The 15,474-nt window shown below is 71.2% G+C and carries 15 protein-coding genes; 4 read left to right on the top strand and 11 right to left on the bottom strand.

All coding sequences use genetic code 11. From position 1 onward, the window contains the following. Window positions 1-88: 88 nt before the first annotated feature. From ABTX62_RS25275 to ABTX62_RS25265, 3 genes are all read right to left on the bottom strand, one after another. Complete coding sequence (locus tag ABTX62_RS25275) at window positions 89-880, bottom strand: YhjD/YihY/BrkB family envelope integrity protein (protein ID WP_352118344.1); 792 nt, start codon at window positions 878-880, stop codon at window positions 89-91. A gap of 153 nt (window positions 881-1,033) precedes the next feature. Beyond that, window positions 1,034-1,846 (bottom strand): PaaX family transcriptional regulator, encoded by an 813-nt coding sequence (locus ABTX62_RS25270; protein ID WP_352118343.1) that lies wholly within the window; start codon window positions 1,844-1,846, stop codon window positions 1,034-1,036. A gap of 14 nt (window positions 1,847-1,860) precedes the next feature. Continuing rightward, window positions 1,861-3,471 (bottom strand): AMP-binding protein, encoded by a 1,611-nt coding sequence (locus ABTX62_RS25265; RefSeq protein WP_352118342.1) that lies wholly within the window; start codon window positions 3,469-3,471, stop codon window positions 1,861-1,863. Window positions 3,472-3,598: 127 nt separating this feature from the next. Here ABTX62_RS25265 and ABTX62_RS25260 point away from each other — a divergent pair, with 127 nt between their 5' ends. Both ABTX62_RS25260 and ABTX62_RS25255 read left to right on the top strand, forming a co-directional pair. Then, window positions 3,599-4,780: an acyl-CoA dehydrogenase family protein gene (locus ABTX62_RS25260; RefSeq protein WP_352118341.1), complete on the top strand. Its 1,182-nt coding sequence runs from the start codon at window positions 3,599-3,601 to the stop codon at window positions 4,778-4,780. After that, a complete protein-coding gene (locus tag ABTX62_RS25255) occupies window positions 4,777-5,175 on the top strand; it encodes a RidA family protein (RefSeq protein WP_352118340.1) in 399 nt (132 codons plus the stop codon). Before ABTX62_RS25260 ends, ABTX62_RS25255 begins: the two co-directional genes overlap by 4 nt. Window positions 5,176-5,407: 232 nt before the next feature. On the opposite strand, the gene ABTX62_RS25250 is transcribed toward ABTX62_RS25255, so the two are convergent. Next, complete coding sequence (locus ABTX62_RS25250; RefSeq protein WP_352118339.1) at window positions 5,408-5,719, bottom strand: ArsR/SmtB family transcription factor; 312 nt, start codon at window positions 5,717-5,719, stop codon at window positions 5,408-5,410. A gap of 67 nt (window positions 5,720-5,786) precedes the next feature. Further along, window positions 5,787-6,086: a hypothetical protein gene (locus ABTX62_RS25245; protein ID WP_352118338.1), complete on the bottom strand. Its 300-nt coding sequence runs from the start codon at window positions 6,084-6,086 to the stop codon at window positions 5,787-5,789. A gap of 278 nt (window positions 6,087-6,364) precedes the next feature. Here ABTX62_RS25245 and ABTX62_RS25240 point away from each other — a divergent pair, with 278 nt between their 5' ends. After that, on the top strand, window positions 6,365-6,994 hold the full coding sequence (locus ABTX62_RS25240) for a hypothetical protein (protein ID WP_352118337.1): 630 nt from the start codon (window positions 6,365-6,367) through the stop codon (window positions 6,992-6,994). A gap of 4 nt (window positions 6,995-6,998) precedes the next feature. On the opposite strand, the gene ABTX62_RS25235 is transcribed toward ABTX62_RS25240, so the two are convergent. The 6 genes from ABTX62_RS25235 to ABTX62_RS25210 all read right to left on the bottom strand — a co-directional run bounded on the left by ABTX62_RS25235 (window position 6,999) and on the right by ABTX62_RS25210 (window position 14,034). Then, window positions 6,999-7,544, bottom strand: a complete 546-nt coding sequence (locus ABTX62_RS25235) for a DUF488 domain-containing protein (RefSeq protein WP_352118336.1) — start codon at window positions 7,542-7,544, stop codon at window positions 6,999-7,001. Between the two features lie 133 nt (window positions 7,545-7,677). Beyond that, complete coding sequence (locus tag ABTX62_RS25230) at window positions 7,678-9,309, bottom strand: glycoside hydrolase family 13 protein (RefSeq protein ID WP_352118335.1); 1,632 nt, start codon at window positions 9,307-9,309, stop codon at window positions 7,678-7,680. 162 nt (window positions 9,310-9,471) lie between these two features. Then, window positions 9,472-10,401 (bottom strand): carbohydrate ABC transporter permease, encoded by a 930-nt coding sequence (locus ABTX62_RS25225; RefSeq protein ID WP_352118334.1) that lies wholly within the window; start codon window positions 10,399-10,401, stop codon window positions 9,472-9,474. Further along, complete coding sequence (locus ABTX62_RS25220; protein WP_352118333.1) at window positions 10,398-11,378, bottom strand: carbohydrate ABC transporter permease; 981 nt, start codon at window positions 11,376-11,378, stop codon at window positions 10,398-10,400. The genes ABTX62_RS25225 and ABTX62_RS25220 overlap by 4 nt, the downstream gene beginning before the upstream one ends. An 85-nt stretch (window positions 11,379-11,463) precedes the next feature. Then, entirely contained in the window at window positions 11,464-12,759 is a 1,296-nt protein-coding gene (locus tag ABTX62_RS25215; RefSeq protein ID WP_352118332.1) for an ABC transporter substrate-binding protein, read from the bottom strand. A gap of 216 nt (window positions 12,760-12,975) precedes the next feature. Beyond that, entirely contained in the window at window positions 12,976-14,034 is a 1,059-nt protein-coding gene (locus ABTX62_RS25210) for a LacI family DNA-binding transcriptional regulator (RefSeq protein ID WP_352118331.1), read from the bottom strand. 103 nt (window positions 14,035-14,137) lie between these two features. On the opposite strand from ABTX62_RS25210, the gene ABTX62_RS25205 reads away from it, so the two are divergent. Next, entirely contained in the window at window positions 14,138-15,424 is a 1,287-nt protein-coding gene (locus ABTX62_RS25205) for a glycoside hydrolase family 32 protein (protein WP_352118330.1), read from the top strand. Window positions 15,425-15,474 lie beyond the last annotated feature (50 nt).

Here is a 15,474-nt window from a genome sequence, read left to right as displayed (position 1 = left end):
TACACCCAGTACGAGGGCTTGCACCCGGCACGCCGAGAGCACGCACCGGACGCCGCTCCTTGACGGGCAAACGTTGCCTGCCGCGGCACTAGCCGTGGCGCCGCCCGTACCCGTGGCGATCCAGTACCCAGCGGCCGAGGAGCGCCCCGCCGTAGACGACGTAGCCCACGCCGATGAGCCAGGACTCCACGACGAGGACGACGCCGACCGCTCCGTAGTTGATGGCGTTGGTGACGATGAGGGGGGTGAAGACGAAGTAGGAGAACATGCGCAGGCCGACCAGCCCCGCCATGGTGGCCACCGCCCCGGGCAGCAGATCGCTCCAGCGGACCTGTCCGCCCAGCAGGAAGCGCTGCCCCCACCAGAAGAACAGCACACCGGACGCGGAGCTCAGCGCGATCCGCTCCGCCCCCGAGGTGAGGCTGCGCGTCTGTACCTCCTGGTACAGGTACGCGGTCATCGCGATCATCCACACCGCCTGGCGCCAGACGCGGTGCCACGGGCCCGACGGCAGTCCCCAGATCCGCTCGTAGCCGTTCTGCACACTCCCGCTGAACGCGACACCGAAGACGGCGAGCGCGAACCCGCCGAGCACGCTCGTGGTGCCGATGACCTGGCGCGGCGGACTGATGATCTCCGTGAGCACCCGCTCGGACCGCCCGGACAGCCCCATGCCGTCGGCCAGCCACGAGGCGAACCCGCCCCCGCCCAGGGGGTCGGCGGCGGCGACCACGATCAGCAGCGGCGCCAGGGTGACCAGCGCGAGTGTGGCGAAACCCATGGCCCGGTGCAGCAACTCCACGTCGCGGCCCTGCCGGACCAGGGTGTGCGCACCGGCCCGCCTCCACCTGCCGTGCACCGAGCGGCCCCACCGCCTCATGAGAGCCGGTCCGCGCGGACGCCTGTCGTCCTCGGTGGTGTGGTGACGGTCATCCCTGGCCCGCCTCCCGGTGCGCGCTCCGTCCAGTCGCGGACACTGATTGACCGTTCCACGGCGGAGCAAACGCGGCAAACCGGGCGGCGTCCGGGTGGGTCAGAGCCCCACGAAATCCGCCCCCGCGTCCCGCAGACGCTCGTGCAGTCCCCGGAACACCGCCGACGAGCGGACCCCCGGCCAGTCCGCGGGAAGCAGCTCGGACGGCAGGCCCGGGTCGGTGTAGGGGAGGTGGCGCCAGGAGTCCAGGGCGAGGAGGTAGTCCCGGTAGGCCACCTCGGGTGGGGTGTCCTCGCGCTTCTCCCAGTCGTGCAGCACGGGCGCGTGGCGGTCGAGGAACGCCTCGTGCTCCTTGGCGATGGCCGCCAGGTCCCACCAGCGGGCGACGGCCTCCGCGGTCGGGGCGAAGCCGAGGTGGTCGCCGCGGAAGAAGTCGACGTACGCGTCGAGCCGCAGCCGCTGGAGCGTGTGCCGGGTCTCCTCGTACAGCCGCGCGGGCGCGATCCACACGCCCGGAGCGGCCGTGCCGAAACCGAGCCCGGCCAGCCGGGAGCGCAGTACGTGCCGCTTCTGCCGTTCCGACTCCGGCACGGAGAACACCGCGAGTACCCAGCCCTCGTCCTCGGGCGGCGCCGAGGCGTAGATGCGCCGGTCGCCGTCGTCGAGCAACTGGCGGGCGTCCGGGGACAGTTCGTACCCGGCCGCGCCCTGTGCGGTGCGGGCGGGTACGAGCAGTCCCCGTCTCTTGAGCCGCGACACCGAGGAGCGTACGGACGGAGCGTCCACGCCGGCCGCGGCCAGCAGCCGGATGAGTTCGGCTACCGGCACGGGGCCCGGCACGAAGCGGCCGTACGCGCCGTAGAGCGTGACGATGAGAGACCGTGGTGCATGCTGGTCGGACACGTTGATCATCTTAGGTCGTACGGTCAGTCCCGGTCGCCTTCCGGTACCCCCGGGGCCCGCAGTCTGAACCGCTGGAGTTTGCCGGTGGCCGTGCGCGGCAGCGCGTCCAGGAAGACGATCTCGCGCGGGCACTTGTACGGTGCCAGCTCGCCCTGGACGAACGCGCGCAGTGCCTCGGCGTCCCGCCGCGCGCCCTCCCTGAGGACGGCGAAGGCCCGCACGACCTGTCCGCGCGCCTCGTCGGGCCGGCCCACGACCGCCGCCTCCCGCACGTCCGGATGCCGCAGCAGTGCCTCCTCCACCTCGGGGCCGGCGATGTTGTACCCGGCAGAGATGATCATGTCGTCGGCGCGGGCGACGTAGCGGAAGTAGCCGTCGGGGTCGCGGACGTAGGTGTCGCCGGTGATGTTCCAGCCGTCGCGCACGTAGTCCCGCTGCCGCGGGTCGGCGAGGTACCGGCAGCCGACCGGTCCGCGCACGGCGAGCAGCCCCGGCTGCCCGTCGGGGACGGGCTCGCCGTCCGCGTCCTGCACGCGCGCGTGCCAGCCCGGCACGGGAACGCCCGTGGCCCCGGGCCGGATCCGGTCGTCGGCCGCGGAGATGAAGATGTGCAGCAGCTCGGTGGCGCCGATGCCGTTGATGACGCGCAGACCGGTGCGCTCGTGCCAGGCCCGCCAGGTGGCCGCCGGCAGGTTCTCACCGGCCGAGACGCAGCGGCGCAGCGAGGAGACGTCGTGGCCGTCGAGCGCGTCGAGCATCGCGCGGTACGCCGTCGGCGCCGTGAACAGCACGGAGACCCGGTGCCGGGCGATGGCGGGGAGCAGTTGCCGGGGCCCCGCCTGTTCGAGCAGCAGCGCGCTCGCTCCGGCCCGCAGCGGGAAGACCACCAGCCCGCCGAGACCGAAGGTGAAGCCCAGCGGGGGGCTGCCGGTGAACACGTCGTCCGCGCGGGGCTTCAGCACGTGCCGGGAGAAGGTGTCGGCGATCGCCAGCACGTCCCGGTGGAGGTGCATACAGCCCTTGGGACGGCCGGTGGTGCCGGAGGTGAAGGCGATCAGTGCCACGTCGTCGGCCGCCGTCGCGACGGCCTCGTACGATGCCGCGGGCGCCGGGCGGTTGAGGAGGTCGTCCGGGGCGTCACCGCCGTAGGTCGTGATCCGCAGGCCGGGGACCTCGGCCTTGGCGAGGTCGTCGACGGCCCGGATGTCGCACAGCGCGTGCCGCACCCGCGCGATCTCGCACATCGTGCTCAGTTCGTGCGGGCGCTGCTGGGCGAGCACCGTGACCGCCACGGCCCCCGCCTTCAGCACCGCCAGCCAGCAGGCCGCGAGCCAGGGGGTGGTGGGGCCGCGCAACAGCACCCGGTTGCCGGGGACGACACCGAGTTCACCGGTGAGCAGATGCGCGACGCGGTCCACGCGGGCGCGCAGATCGCGGTACGTCCACCGCTCGCCGGTGGCGGTGAGGAACGCCGGGCGCTCACCGGGCGGGCCGTTCAGCAGCTCGGCGGCGCAGTTGAGCCGTTCGGGGTAGCGCAGCTCCGGCAGGTCGAAACGGAGCTCGGGCCATTGGTCCGGGGGTGGCAGATGGTCCCGGGCGAAGGTGTCGACGTGGGCTGTGCCCCGTGGATTCATACGGTTCGCCCCCTTGGCGTGGTGGGCTCGCCCCTGGAGCGTATCGTGTTGGTGACGACAGTCAACGGTTCGCGATAGCCTCGGAGTGGCCCAGCCGGAACGCAGGGTGGCGGAGAAGGGACCGGCGATGACCGCATTCTCGCTCGAACCGGCACAACTCGCCTGGTGTGCCGAACTGCGTGCCCTGGCCGCCGAACGGCTCCGCCCCCTGGCCGACAAGGGCGAACCGGGGCGTGTGAACCGGCCCCTGGTCGCCGAACTCGGCAGCACCGGCCTGCTCGGGCGCCTGTTCACCGCGGGCGCGCTCGACCTGTGCCTGATGCGCGAATCCCTGGCCTACGCCTGCACGGAGGCCGAGACGGCCCTGGCCCTCCAGGGCCTCGGCGCCCATCCGGTGCACGCGTACGGCACGCGGGCACAACGCGCCCGCTGGCTGCGCCCGACCACCGACGGCACGGCGGTCGCGGCTTTCGCGCTGAGCGAGCCGGGGGCCGGGTCGGACGCGGCGGGGCTGGGGCTGCGGGCGGAGCCGGACACCCCGCCGAGTGGCGGGCCGTCGGCCGGCACGGCACTCACCGCCACCCCCGACGGCTCCGCCCGCTGGCGCCTCACCGGTGAGAAGTGCTGGATCTCCAACGCCCCCGAGGCCGACTTCTACACCGTCTTCGCCCGGACCACCCCGGACGCCGGCGCCCGGGGCGTCACGGCGTTCCTCGTGCCCTCCGACCGCCCGGGCCTGACCGGCCGCGCCCTCGACATGCTCTCGCCGCACCCGATCGGCGCGCTCGACTTCGACGCCGTGCCCGTCACGGCCGACGACGTGCTCGGCGAGGCCGACCGCGGCTTCCGGGTCGCCATGCGGACCCTCAACCTGTTCCGGCCCAGCGTCGGCGCCTTCGCGGTCGGCATGGCGCAGGCGGCCCTCGACGCGACCCTCGCCCACACCGCCGGGCGCGACGCCTTCGGGGGCAAGCTGCGGGACCTGCAGGCCGTCTCGCACCAGGTCGCCGAGATGGCCCTGCGCACCGAGGCCGCCCGGCTGATGGTCCACGCGGCGGCGTCGGCGTACGACGCGGACTCCCCCGACGTGCCCCGGCGCTCCGCCATGGCGAAACTCCTCGCCACCGAGACCGCCCAGTACGTCGTCGACACGGCCGTCCAACTGCACGGCGCCCGCGCCCTGCAACGCGGCCACCTGCTCGAACACCTCTACCGCGAGGTGCGCGCGCCGCGCATCTACGAGGGGGCCAGCGAGGTGCAACGCGGCATCATCGCCAAGGAGTTGTACGCCCGTCAGGAGGCCCGGTGAGCACCGAGCGCGTCAACCCGCCCGACCTGTCCCCGCCGGCCGGCTTCTCCCACGCCGTCGTGGCCCGCGGCTCACAGGTGGTGTTCCTGGCGGGCCAGACGGCCCTCGACTCCGACGGCAAGGTGGTCGGACGGACCCTGCCCGAGCAGTTCGGCAAGGCCCTCGCCAACCTGCTGGCCGCCCTCGCCGCGGCCGGCGGCACACCCTCCGACCTGGCCCGCGTCACCGTCTACGCCACGGATGTCGAGGCGTACCGCACGCACGCGCCCGAACTGGGCCGCCTGTGGCGCGAGTCGGCCGGACGCGACTACCCCGCCATGGCGGTCGTCCAGGTCGTCCGGCTCTGGGACGCGGAGGCGCTGGTCGAACTGGACGGCTTCGCGGTCCTGCCGTAGAGCGGCCCGCGTGCCGCGTGCGGTGACGCTCCGGTCAGGCGGCGACGGCCAGTTCCCGCGCCGTCACCCGGCGCGGCTGCACCACGCGGCCGTCCGGCAGCAGCGCGGTTCGCGGGCAGGACATCACGCTGACCCAGGCCTGAGCGCCACGGTGGACCGGCGGGCGTTCCGGGGCGCGGGGCGCCCGCGGATCCTGTTCGATCGCGGTCGCCGTGGCCCGACCTGCGACGCGCTACTCCTGAACGTGCCGAATGGCGTCGAGCACGATGTGCGGCACCTGGTCGTCGGTGAGGGTGTACCGCGTCTCGCGGGCCTCACGCCGGGCGGTGACGATCCGGGAGGTGCGCAGCACCCTCAGGTGCTGGGAGACCAGCGGCTGGCTCACGCCCAGGGCGGTCACCAGTTCATGGACGTACTTCCCGCCGCCGGACAGTCCCCGCACGATGCCCAGCCGCACGGGCGAGGCCAGGGCGCGCAGCAGTTCGCCGGCCGCCTGCGGCGTCGGGTCCGGCTCGTCCGCCGGGTGAGAGGGCGTCGTTATCACATGCGCACATCAGTATATGACAACGATTCCCAGTTCACTCGCCTGTCTCGCCCGAGGTGACTGCGGGTCAGTGGTCGTCCCAGTGACCCTCGTGGGCGGCGTGACGGTGGCCGTCGTGCACATAGTCCGTGTGATCGTCGTGCCGCACGGCCAGGTGGCCGCAGTCGTCGCCGTGCTGATGGTCGTGGTTCTTGTGGACCGCGTGGCCGCCGTTCCCGCACTCGTCGGTGTGACCCTCGTGCGTCCGGTGGATGTGGCCGTCGTGGGCGTAGTCGGTGTGGTCGCCGTGGGGGAAGGAGAGGTGGCCGCAGTCGTCGCCGTGGGTGTGCGCGTGGTCCTCGTGGGTGATGTGCTCGGCGGTGGTCATGGTGGAGCTCCTCGTATGTGCTGGTGGCCGCCCGTGGTGCAGGGCCCGGCCGACATGGCGACATTAAGATATAGCGATTTCTGCATATATTGTCGGAGCGCCCGCCGTCCGACGCCACCCGACGCGGGCATGCGGGTGAACCGCCCTCTCCTCGCACCCGGTGGCACGACGGTGACATTCGGGACTGACCCGTAGCGGAGGCAGAGGGCAACGGTTGCGGGCGGTGACGGGTCATACGGGGGCAAGGGCTGAAGCCCGCTCATGCGACCGAAGCAACCATGGGGGAGAGCATGCAGAATCGTGCCCGAGGCATCCGTACCACCGTGGCCGCGCTGGCGGCCGTCGCCTCAGTCGCCGCAGCCGCCGTCCCGGCCGTCGCCGCCACGCAGGCCTCCGGCACACCCCGGTTCCTGGAGCCGGCCGAACTGCCGCCGCACCCGTCCTCGCCCTGGTACGCCGGGCCGGTCACCGCCGGCCGGCCCGACCCGCTGCCGATCTGCGTGGGCGACGCCCTGCCGTCCATCACCACGCACCGGGAGTACTGGACGGAGTACGACACGAACGCCCAGCAGCTGACAGTCGAGGGGCGCAGCGAGCAGTGGGCGAAGGACTTCGCGGCGCTGCTGCGCAAGGACCTCGCCGGCTGCGCGAAGAAGCTGATGCAGCAGGACCCCGACCTCACCGCGATGCAGAAGTACTACGGACGGCTGAACGTCGAGGAGGGCGCCCACGTCTACGGCCTCCACACCGCCTCCGCCTGGGGCTCCTCCGACATCGGCCTCTTCTCGGTCGGCCGTGACGGCGCGACCGTCACGGTGGTCCGGTGGGCCCAGATGGGCACGTTCCAGCACGCTCAGGTGGCCGACTTCAAGGCCACGACCGTCACGGCGGTGAACAAGCTGTACTGACGGCTCAGCCCCGGGTCGGCCCGGCGGGGGCGTCGTACACGAGGAGCCCGTCGTCACGCAGACGGGCTCCCGGCGTCGGCCTGTGGGCGCTCAGGCGCCCGTCGTGCATGAGGTGCAGGGCGGGTACACCGCGGGCGAGCACCGCGAAGTCGGCGATCAGACGGCGGTGGCAGCGCCACCAGACCGCCTCGCTGCACATCACGGCGGTACGCGCGTGCCCCGCCTCCCGCAGCACCCGGTCCACGGCGGCGAGGAACTCGGGGGACCGGGTGTGGCCGGCGTACCCGCGGAAGGACGCGTTGCGCCAGACGACGTCCGGGCTGTCCTCGGGCAGCGGGCGGAACCCGCCGAGTCCGGGTTCCCACCGGTAGGCGATGCCGGCACCCGGCAGCCACTCGGCGAGCCGCTCCCGCAGCAGATCGGGGTCACGGCGGCTGCCGGGAGCGGTCCGCACGTCCACGACGGCCGCCACACCGGCGTCACGCAGCAGCTCGGCGATCCGGTCCCGTCCGGCGGTGCTGTGGCCGAAGGTCAGCAGTGGCGCGTCCACAGGAGCGGACTTTCCCGTTTCCACGGGCCCACACCCGGGGGCGCGCTCGCGGTGAGATGTCCCGGAGAGACCAGCCGGCTCGGGTGACCTGGGCGGGGGGCGGGCGTTCGTAATTCGCCCCACCCGTGGCTCGTCAGTCGCGGCGCAGCCAGACCGCGGTGTCCGGGGGCAGCAGCCGGTCCTTGCCCAGTGGTCCGGATGAGAGGAGGGGGGTGCAGGCGTCGGGGAGGGGGATCGGCCGGTCGGAGAGGTTGACGGCGCACAGCAGGTCGCTGCCGCGCTGGAGGAGGAGGGTGTCCTCCGGGCTGTCCAGCCAGTGCAGTTCCTCGCCGCGCAGGTCGGGGGTGAGGCGGCGCAGCCGGAGGGCGTTGCGGTAGAGCTTGAGCATGGAGGTGGGGTCGGTCTCGTTGGCCTCGGCGGTGTAGGACTTCCAGTCGTCGGGTTGGGGAAGCCAGGGGGTGGTGCCGGGCGGGCCGAAGCCGAAGGGTGGGGTGTCGCCGTTCCAGGGGAGGGGGACGCGGCAGCCGTCGCGGCCGCGGCGGGTGTGGCCGGAGCGTTCCCACACGGGGTCCTGGAGGGCTTCTTCGGGGAGGTCTTCGACCTCGTAGAGGCCGAGTTCCTCGCCCTGGTAGATGTAGGCGCCGCCGGGCAGGGAGAGCATCAGCAGGGCGGCGGCGCGGGCGCGGCGGGTGCCCAGGGCAAGGTCGCAGGGCTGTTGCCGGTCGTTCAGCGGGGTCGTCACGCCGGTGTGGGTACGGCCGTAGCGGGTGACGTGGCGGGTCTCGTCATGGTTGGACAGGACCCAGGTGGCGGGGGCGCCGACGGGGGCGAGGTCGGTGATGCTGCGGTCGATGACCTCCCGCAGCCGGCCGGCTTCGAGGGGGCACCTGAGGAAGTCGAAGTTGAAGGCGGTGTGCAGTTCGTCCGGGCGCAGGTAGTCGGCCAGACGGCCGGGGCGGACGTGGGCCTCGGCGACGAAGATCCGTGGGACGGAGTAGCTGTCGGCGATGGCGCGCCAGCTGCGGAAGATGTCGTGGACGCCGTCGCGGTCCCAGTGCGGGTGGTCTTGCTGGCCTTCCGCCGTCATGACGGAGAAGTGCGGCAGCCCGAGGTCGGGGAGAGCGGGGTCCTTGTCCATGCCGTGGGCGACGTCGATGCGGAAGCCGTCGACACCCAGGTCGAACCAGAAGCGCAGGACCGACTCGAACTCGGTGCGGACCTCGGGGTCGGCCCAGTTCAGGTCGGGCTGTTCGGGGGCGAACAGGTGCAGGTACCACTGGCCGTCGGCCGTGCGCGTCCAGGCGGGGCCGCCGAAGCACGCGTGCCAGTCGTTGGGCGGCAGACAGCCGTCCTCGCCCCGACCCTCGCGGAAGACGTAGCGGTCCCTTTGCGGGGAACCGGGGCCGGAGGCGAGCGCCTGTTGGAACCAGACATGCTGGTCGGAGGTGTGGTTGGGGACGATGTCCAGGATCACGCGCAGGCCGAGGGTGTGAGCCTCCGCGATCATCTGCCGGGCTTCGTCGAGCGTGCCGAAGGCCGGGTGGATGCCGCGGTAGTCGGAGACGTCGTACCCGCCGTCGGCCATCGGGGACGGGTACCAGGGGTTGATCCAGAGGGCGTCGACGCCGAGATCGGCCAGGTAGGGCAGCCGGGAGCGGAGGCCGGCGATGTCGCCGGTTCCGTCGCCGTCGCCGTCGGCGAAGCTGCGGATGTAGACCTGGTAGATCACGGCGGAGCGCCACCAGGAGTCGCTTGCGTTGCTCACGTTGCCGGGGTTCCTGACTGTTCGGTGCGCCTGTGGGGGCAGGAAGAGAGTGGGACGGTGGGCGTCGTGCGGGGATTTCGGGCGCGGGTGTCGGCCCGGTGCCGGGGCCTGACGCCGGGGCCCGGTGCCCGGGCGGGCATGGTTGGGCGGGTCGGCCGCGTCTCAGCCCTTGACGGCTCCGCTGGTGAGGCCGCGCACGAAGTACCGCTGCAGGAACAGGAAGATCCCGATCGGGACGAGCATGGAGAACAGGCCGGCCGCCGTGACCAGCTCCCAGCCGGTGCCCTGCTGTCCCAGCAGGTTGGTGATCGCGATGGTGAGGGGCTGCTTGTCTCCGGGGCCCACGAAGACCAGGGCCACCAGGAGGTCGTTCCACACCCAGAGGAACTGGAAGATCGCGAAGGAGGCCAGCGCGGGCGAGGACATCGGCAGGATCAGCCGGAAGAAGGTCTGGAAGTGGCTGGCGCCGTCGATCTTGGCGGACTCGATGACGTCTTTGGGCAGGGTCGCCATGTAGTTGCGCAGGAGGTAGACGGCCAGGGACATGCCGAAGCCGATGTGGGCGAGCCAGGCGGCGGGAAAGGTGCCGTTCATGTCCGCGGAGGCGTAGAGCTTGATGATCGGGACGAAGGCGACGTAGTTCGGCACGACGAGCAGGCTCACGATGACGATGAAGAGGGTGTCGCGCCCCTTGAACGTCATGAAGGTGAAGGCGTAGGCCGCGAAGGCCGCGACGAGCAGCGGCAGGAACACGGCCGGGAGTGTGATGGCCACGCTGTTGAAGAAGGCCGTGCCGAGGTCCGCCTGCTCCATGGCCCGGGAGTAGTTGCCGGTGGTGAGGTGGGTGAAGCCGCCGGGATGGGCGAACAGCGTCCACCAGCCGCTGGAGTTGGCGTCGTCGAGGCTGCGGAAGGACGTGATGACCACTCCGAGGGTGGGCACGATCCACAGAGCGCACACCAGCAGCACGCTCAGCTTGCTGGGCAGCCTGCGGCCTGCGCTCCCGCCGGGGGACGCCTGGGCGTTTCGCCGGTACGGGCGGCCGCGGCGCGGTGCGGCCGGGGTGATCGTCGGGGTCGTCTTTGTGGTCATGCCGACTCCTCCGCCCTGAAGTGGCGAATCTGGTAGATCATGATCGGCACGATGGCGATGAGCAGCATGACGACGATCGCCGACGCGTAGCCGTAGTTGTAGTTCGTGTAGAGCTGGTTGAAGAACTCCAGGCCCACGACGTTGGTGTTGAAAGACCCGTTGGTCATCACGTACACCACGTCGAAGACCTTCATCACGGTGATGAGGACCGTGACGAAGACGGTGATGAGCGTGCCCCTGATCTGCGGGACGATGATCCGCCAGAAGATCCGTCCCTCGCCGGCGCCGTCGAGGCGGGCGGCCTCCAGGGTGTCCGCGGGAACGCCCTTGATGGCGGCGGACAGCAGCACCATGGAGAAACCGGCCTGTCCCCACAGCAGCATGACCATGAGCAGCATGCTGTTGGAGTGCGCGGTGCTCTGCTGGAGCCAGGGGACGGGGTCGTGGCCGAAGGCGGTGACGACGCCGTTGAGCAGGCCGGTCTGCGGCTGGCCGGCGGGCTGGGCGGCGTACATGAACCGCCATACGGTGGCCGAGCCGACGGCGCTGATGGCCATGGGCATGAAGACGATGGTCTTGGCCATCTTCTCGGCCGTGGGAGTGAGGCGGTCGGTCAGCACGGCGACGAGCAGGCCCACCGCGATGCAGGCGGCGGGGACGAGGGCGATCCACAGCAGTGAGTTCAGCAGGGTCTGCCGGAAGGCCGGGGTCCCGAGGAGCTGGCTGAAGTTGTCCAGGCCGACGAAGCGCGAGCCGTCGCTGCTGCGGAAACTGTCGACGACGGTGACGACCGTGGGATAGACGAGGTAGACGCCGATCGCGGCAACCGCGGGGGCGATGTAGAAGTAGGGCTTGATCCGGGCTTCCCAGCGGCCCGGCAGGGCCTCGGCGAGTTTGTTGAGCACCCAGTAGACGGCCAGGGCGCCGGCGATGCCCGCCAGCACCGTCAGCGCCGTCGAGAATACTTGGCTGACCACGGCGGTTCCTTCCTCGAACGCGTGTCGATGTCGCTCGGGCCGGAGGGCCGCCGGGGTCAGGTCCCGGCGGCCCTCCCGTGCGTGGTCAGCTGGCGGGCCAGCTGGCGTCGATGTTCTTCAGGGCGGCGTCCAGCGACTGCTCGCCCGTGATCCAGGCGGTCATGTCCTTCCAGAAGGTGCCGGTGCCGACCGCGGTGGGCATCGCGTCGGAGCCGTCGAAGACGAAGCCGGTGGAGTCGTAGGCCACCTTGGCTATCGACTGGGTGGTCTTCAGCGGGTAGTTGCTGAGCGGGAAGTCCTTGTGCGGGGAGATGAAGGAGGAGCCGTTCTTCGCCGCGGTGGTGCCGACATCGGTGGTCGCGAGCAGCTTCATGACCTTGCGGGCGGCCGGGCTGTCGTTGTAGATGGAGGCGGTGTCGCCGCCGCCCTCGACCGGGTTCTCGCCGTCGGCGGTGGCCGGGGGCAGGCCGAAGACACCGACCTCGGAGTCCATGTTCTTCTGGACGCTCTTCGGGAAGAAGCCCGTGATGAAGCTGCCCTGCTGGTACATGTAGCAGCCGGGCTTGCTCTGGAACATCGGGTTGCCCGCGGTGCCGAAGGCGTTGCTGGCGATCGACTTGCGGCCGCCGAGCACGTTGCCGTCGGTGAAGGCGATCTTCTGGAACTGGGCGGCGGCCTTGCGGACCAGCGGCGAGTCGAACTTGATGTCGTGCGAGACCCACTGGTTGTACTTGTCGACGCCGCCGTACTTCAGGACCAGGTTCTCCAGCCAGTCCGTGGCCGGCCAGCCGGTCGCCGTACCGGACTCGATGCCCAGGCACCACGGCGTGTTCCCGTCGGACTTGATCTTCGCCGTGAGGGAGTTGAGCTCGTCGAGGGTCTTCGGCGCGGTGTAACCGGCCTGCTCGAAGGCCTTCTTCGGGTAGAAGACCAGACCCTTGACGTTCATGCTGACCATCACGCCGTAGGTCTTGCCGTCCGTCTTGGCGACGTCCAGCGTGCCCGCGGTCATGCTCTTCTGCAGTGCCGGGAGGTCGAGGACGTCGTCCAGCGGAGTGATCTTGCCCTTGGACGCGAGGTCCTTGATGATGCCGGGCTGCGGCATGAGCGCGATGTCGGGTGCGTCGCCCGCCTGCACCTTCTGCACGAGCAGCTGGTTGATGTTGTCGACCCTGCGCCACTGGACGGTGAGGCCCTGCGCCTTGGCGCGTGGCGCGAGATCGGCCTTGAGACCGTCGATGATCGGCTGGTCCATGCCGGTCCAGATCGTGACCGTCTTCTTGTCGCTCGCGCTGCTGCCGGACCCGGACCCGCAGCCGGTGGCGAGCAGGGCGAGGGCGCTGAACGCGCTCACCCCGAGAACCAGCTTCCGTGTGGGCATGTGTTCCTCCTTGAACGGTGGGCTGGCGCCGGGGCTGATGTCCCGCACCTGAGGTGATCTCGCCTGCCGGGGGCGGGGTCTTGCACCGGGCCACCGCGGCGGGTTACTAATTCGGGTTAGTGGCCGAAAGCTAGCCGCCGCGGATTTCTCGCGTCAAGGACTGTTACAAGGGAGTTATCGGTGGGTGAACGGGTGCCTTGGCGGGTCCGGTCCGGGTCAGGCGCCCGCGCGGGGCGCGGGGGCGGCCGTGGAATCGCGCAGCACGACCGGACAGTGCACGAGCGTACGCCCGGTCTGCACGGCCGGTCCGCCGGCGTCCAGCTCCTCGGCGGCCAGGCGGCCCATCGCGTCGTAGGGCAGCCGTACGGTGCTCAGCGCCGGCCTGATCTCCCCCGCGAGCTCGAACTGGTCGTCGTAGCCCATGACGGACACGTCCTCCGGCACCCGGATCCCCGCCTCCAGCAGTGCCAGGAGCGCTCCCACGGCCATTCGGTCGTTGCCGCACATGATCGCGGTGGGCAGAGGGCCCCGGTGCCGCAGCAGCTTTCGGGCCAGCTCGTGTCCGGAGTCGGCGTGGTAGCTGCCGGACAGCACGGTGTGGTTGCGCGGGTCGAGCCCCGCGCCCCGCAGCGCCTCACGGAAACCGCGCAGCCTGGCCTTGGTGGCCCAGACGCTGGTGGCGCCGGTGAGGTAGGCGATGTCGCGATGCCCGAGGCCGAGCAGCGCCTGGGTGGCCTCCCGCCCGCCGCGCACCTCGTCGGGCAGGATCGACGGAAAGGCGTCGTCGGGAACGAAGCAGTTCAGCAGGACCGTCGGCACCCGCGCGGCCTCCTCCGGGACCACCACCGACTTCGTGCCGGCCACCGCGAAGATCAGGGCGTCGGCCTGCCGGTCGAGCAGCTCGCCGACCAGCTGCGCCGCCTGGCGCGTCGAGCCGCCCGTATTCACCAGGAGCAGCAGGTTTCCGTGGCGTATGGAGACCTCGTGGGCTCCCTTGATGGCGGCGGCCGCGAACACACCGAAGTCGCTGTCGTGGCTGACGAAGCCGATGGTCGCGCTGCGCCCCTGACGCAGCCCCTGTGCGGCACGGTTGGGCCGGTAGTCGAGTTCGGCGACTGCCTGCAGCACCCGCTGACGGGTCTCGTCGCTGATCGTCTGCCCGGGCGTCCGGTTGAGCACGAAGGAGACGGTCGCGGGCGAGACGCCCGCCAGGCGCGCCACGTCCGTCCGGCGAGGTCGGCCCGCTCGTGGGCGGTGATCTTCATGGGTTGACACGCCGCAAGAGTACGAGACGTCCCGGCCCCGGAGAACTCGCCGAAGCACCCATCAGCCGGTGCGCCTTCATCACATTTCATACGCAATGAGAGGGATATTCGACATGCCCGCATGGCTCCACTACGCGCCCGCGAAGGGCTGGATGAACGATCCCAACGGGCTCGTCCACTGGCAGGGGAAACATCACCTCTTCTACCAGTACAACCCGGACGGCACCGAGTTCTCCAACCAGCACTGGGGCCATGCCAGCTCCCCGGACCTGCTCACCTGGACCGAGCACGAGGTGGCCCTGTTTCCCGGTCCTGCCGGGACCGCGCCGTACGACGCGACCGCCTGCTTCTCGGGCTGTGCGGTGGAGCACGACGGCGCTGTCTCGATCCTGTACACCGGTGTCCTCGGTGACGCCCAGCTGCCCTGCCTCGCCCGCGCGGCCGACGACGGGCTGTCGGGCTTCGTCAAGGACGCGGCCAACCCACTGCTGCCCGCGCCGCCCGCCGCCGACATCACCGAGTTCCGCGACCACAGCGTGTGGCGGGAGGGCGGCCGGTGGCGGATGCTCGTCGCGGGCGCACGCCGCGAGCATGGCGGCTCGGCGTTCGCGCTGTCCTCGACGGACCTGCGGCGGTGGGACTACGACGGCGTCTTCGCCGACCGGGCCGCCACCAAGGTGCCGGGCGCGGTGTGGGAGTGCCCGGACTACTTCACCTCGGCAGACACGGCGGCTGTGCTGGTCTCGGTCATCCACGAGGACGGGGTGACGGGGCCCGACGTCTGGTGGATGACCGGCACCGCTTCGGACGACGGTTTCCACGTGCGCGAGAGCGGTGTCGTGGACGTGGGCGACCGCTTCTACGCCCCGCAGTCGTACTGGGCGCCGGACGGCCGGCGGATCCAGTTCGGCTGGGTCCGCACCCACGAGGACCCGGCCGGCCTCGACGGGCCGGCGGTGGGCTTCATGAGCCTGCCCCGCGAACTGTCGATACGCGACGGCCGCCTGTACAGTGAGCCGGCCGCCGAACTCAGCTCCCTGCGGCGGACGGCGACGCCCGTACCGCCGACCGGTACGGTCCGCTTCGAGCGGGCTCGGGTCGCCGGCGAGCTGGTGCTGGACGCCGCGACGGCCAACGGCGTGCGACGTGTCACCCTGCGGTCCCCGGGCGGAGCCGAGACGATCGTGGACCTGGCGGAGTTCGCCGGACGCGACGGAGTGCTCCGGCTGTTCTGGGACGCGGGTATTGTCGAGGTCTACCGTGGTGGCGTGGCGGGGACCTGGTCCGACCTGCGGGTCGGGGAGGTTGCCGAGCTGCGGCTGGACGGCGCGGTGGGCGGGGCCGAGGTCTGGGAACTCGCCCGCAAGGAGCGCGACTTCGGCCCCGCGGCCGCCAGTTGAGTGCGTACCGATTCTGGTGCCTGCGGCAAAGGGGTGCTGACCTGCCGATT

The sequence above is a fragment of the Streptomyces sp. NPDC096046 genome, from assembly GCF_040303285.1.
Taxonomy (GTDB): domain Bacteria; phylum Actinomycetota; class Actinomycetes; order Streptomycetales; family Streptomycetaceae; genus Streptomyces.
The sequence above is the reverse complement of the archived record's forward strand: the minus strand, read 5'-3'. Positions and strand labels throughout refer to the sequence as shown.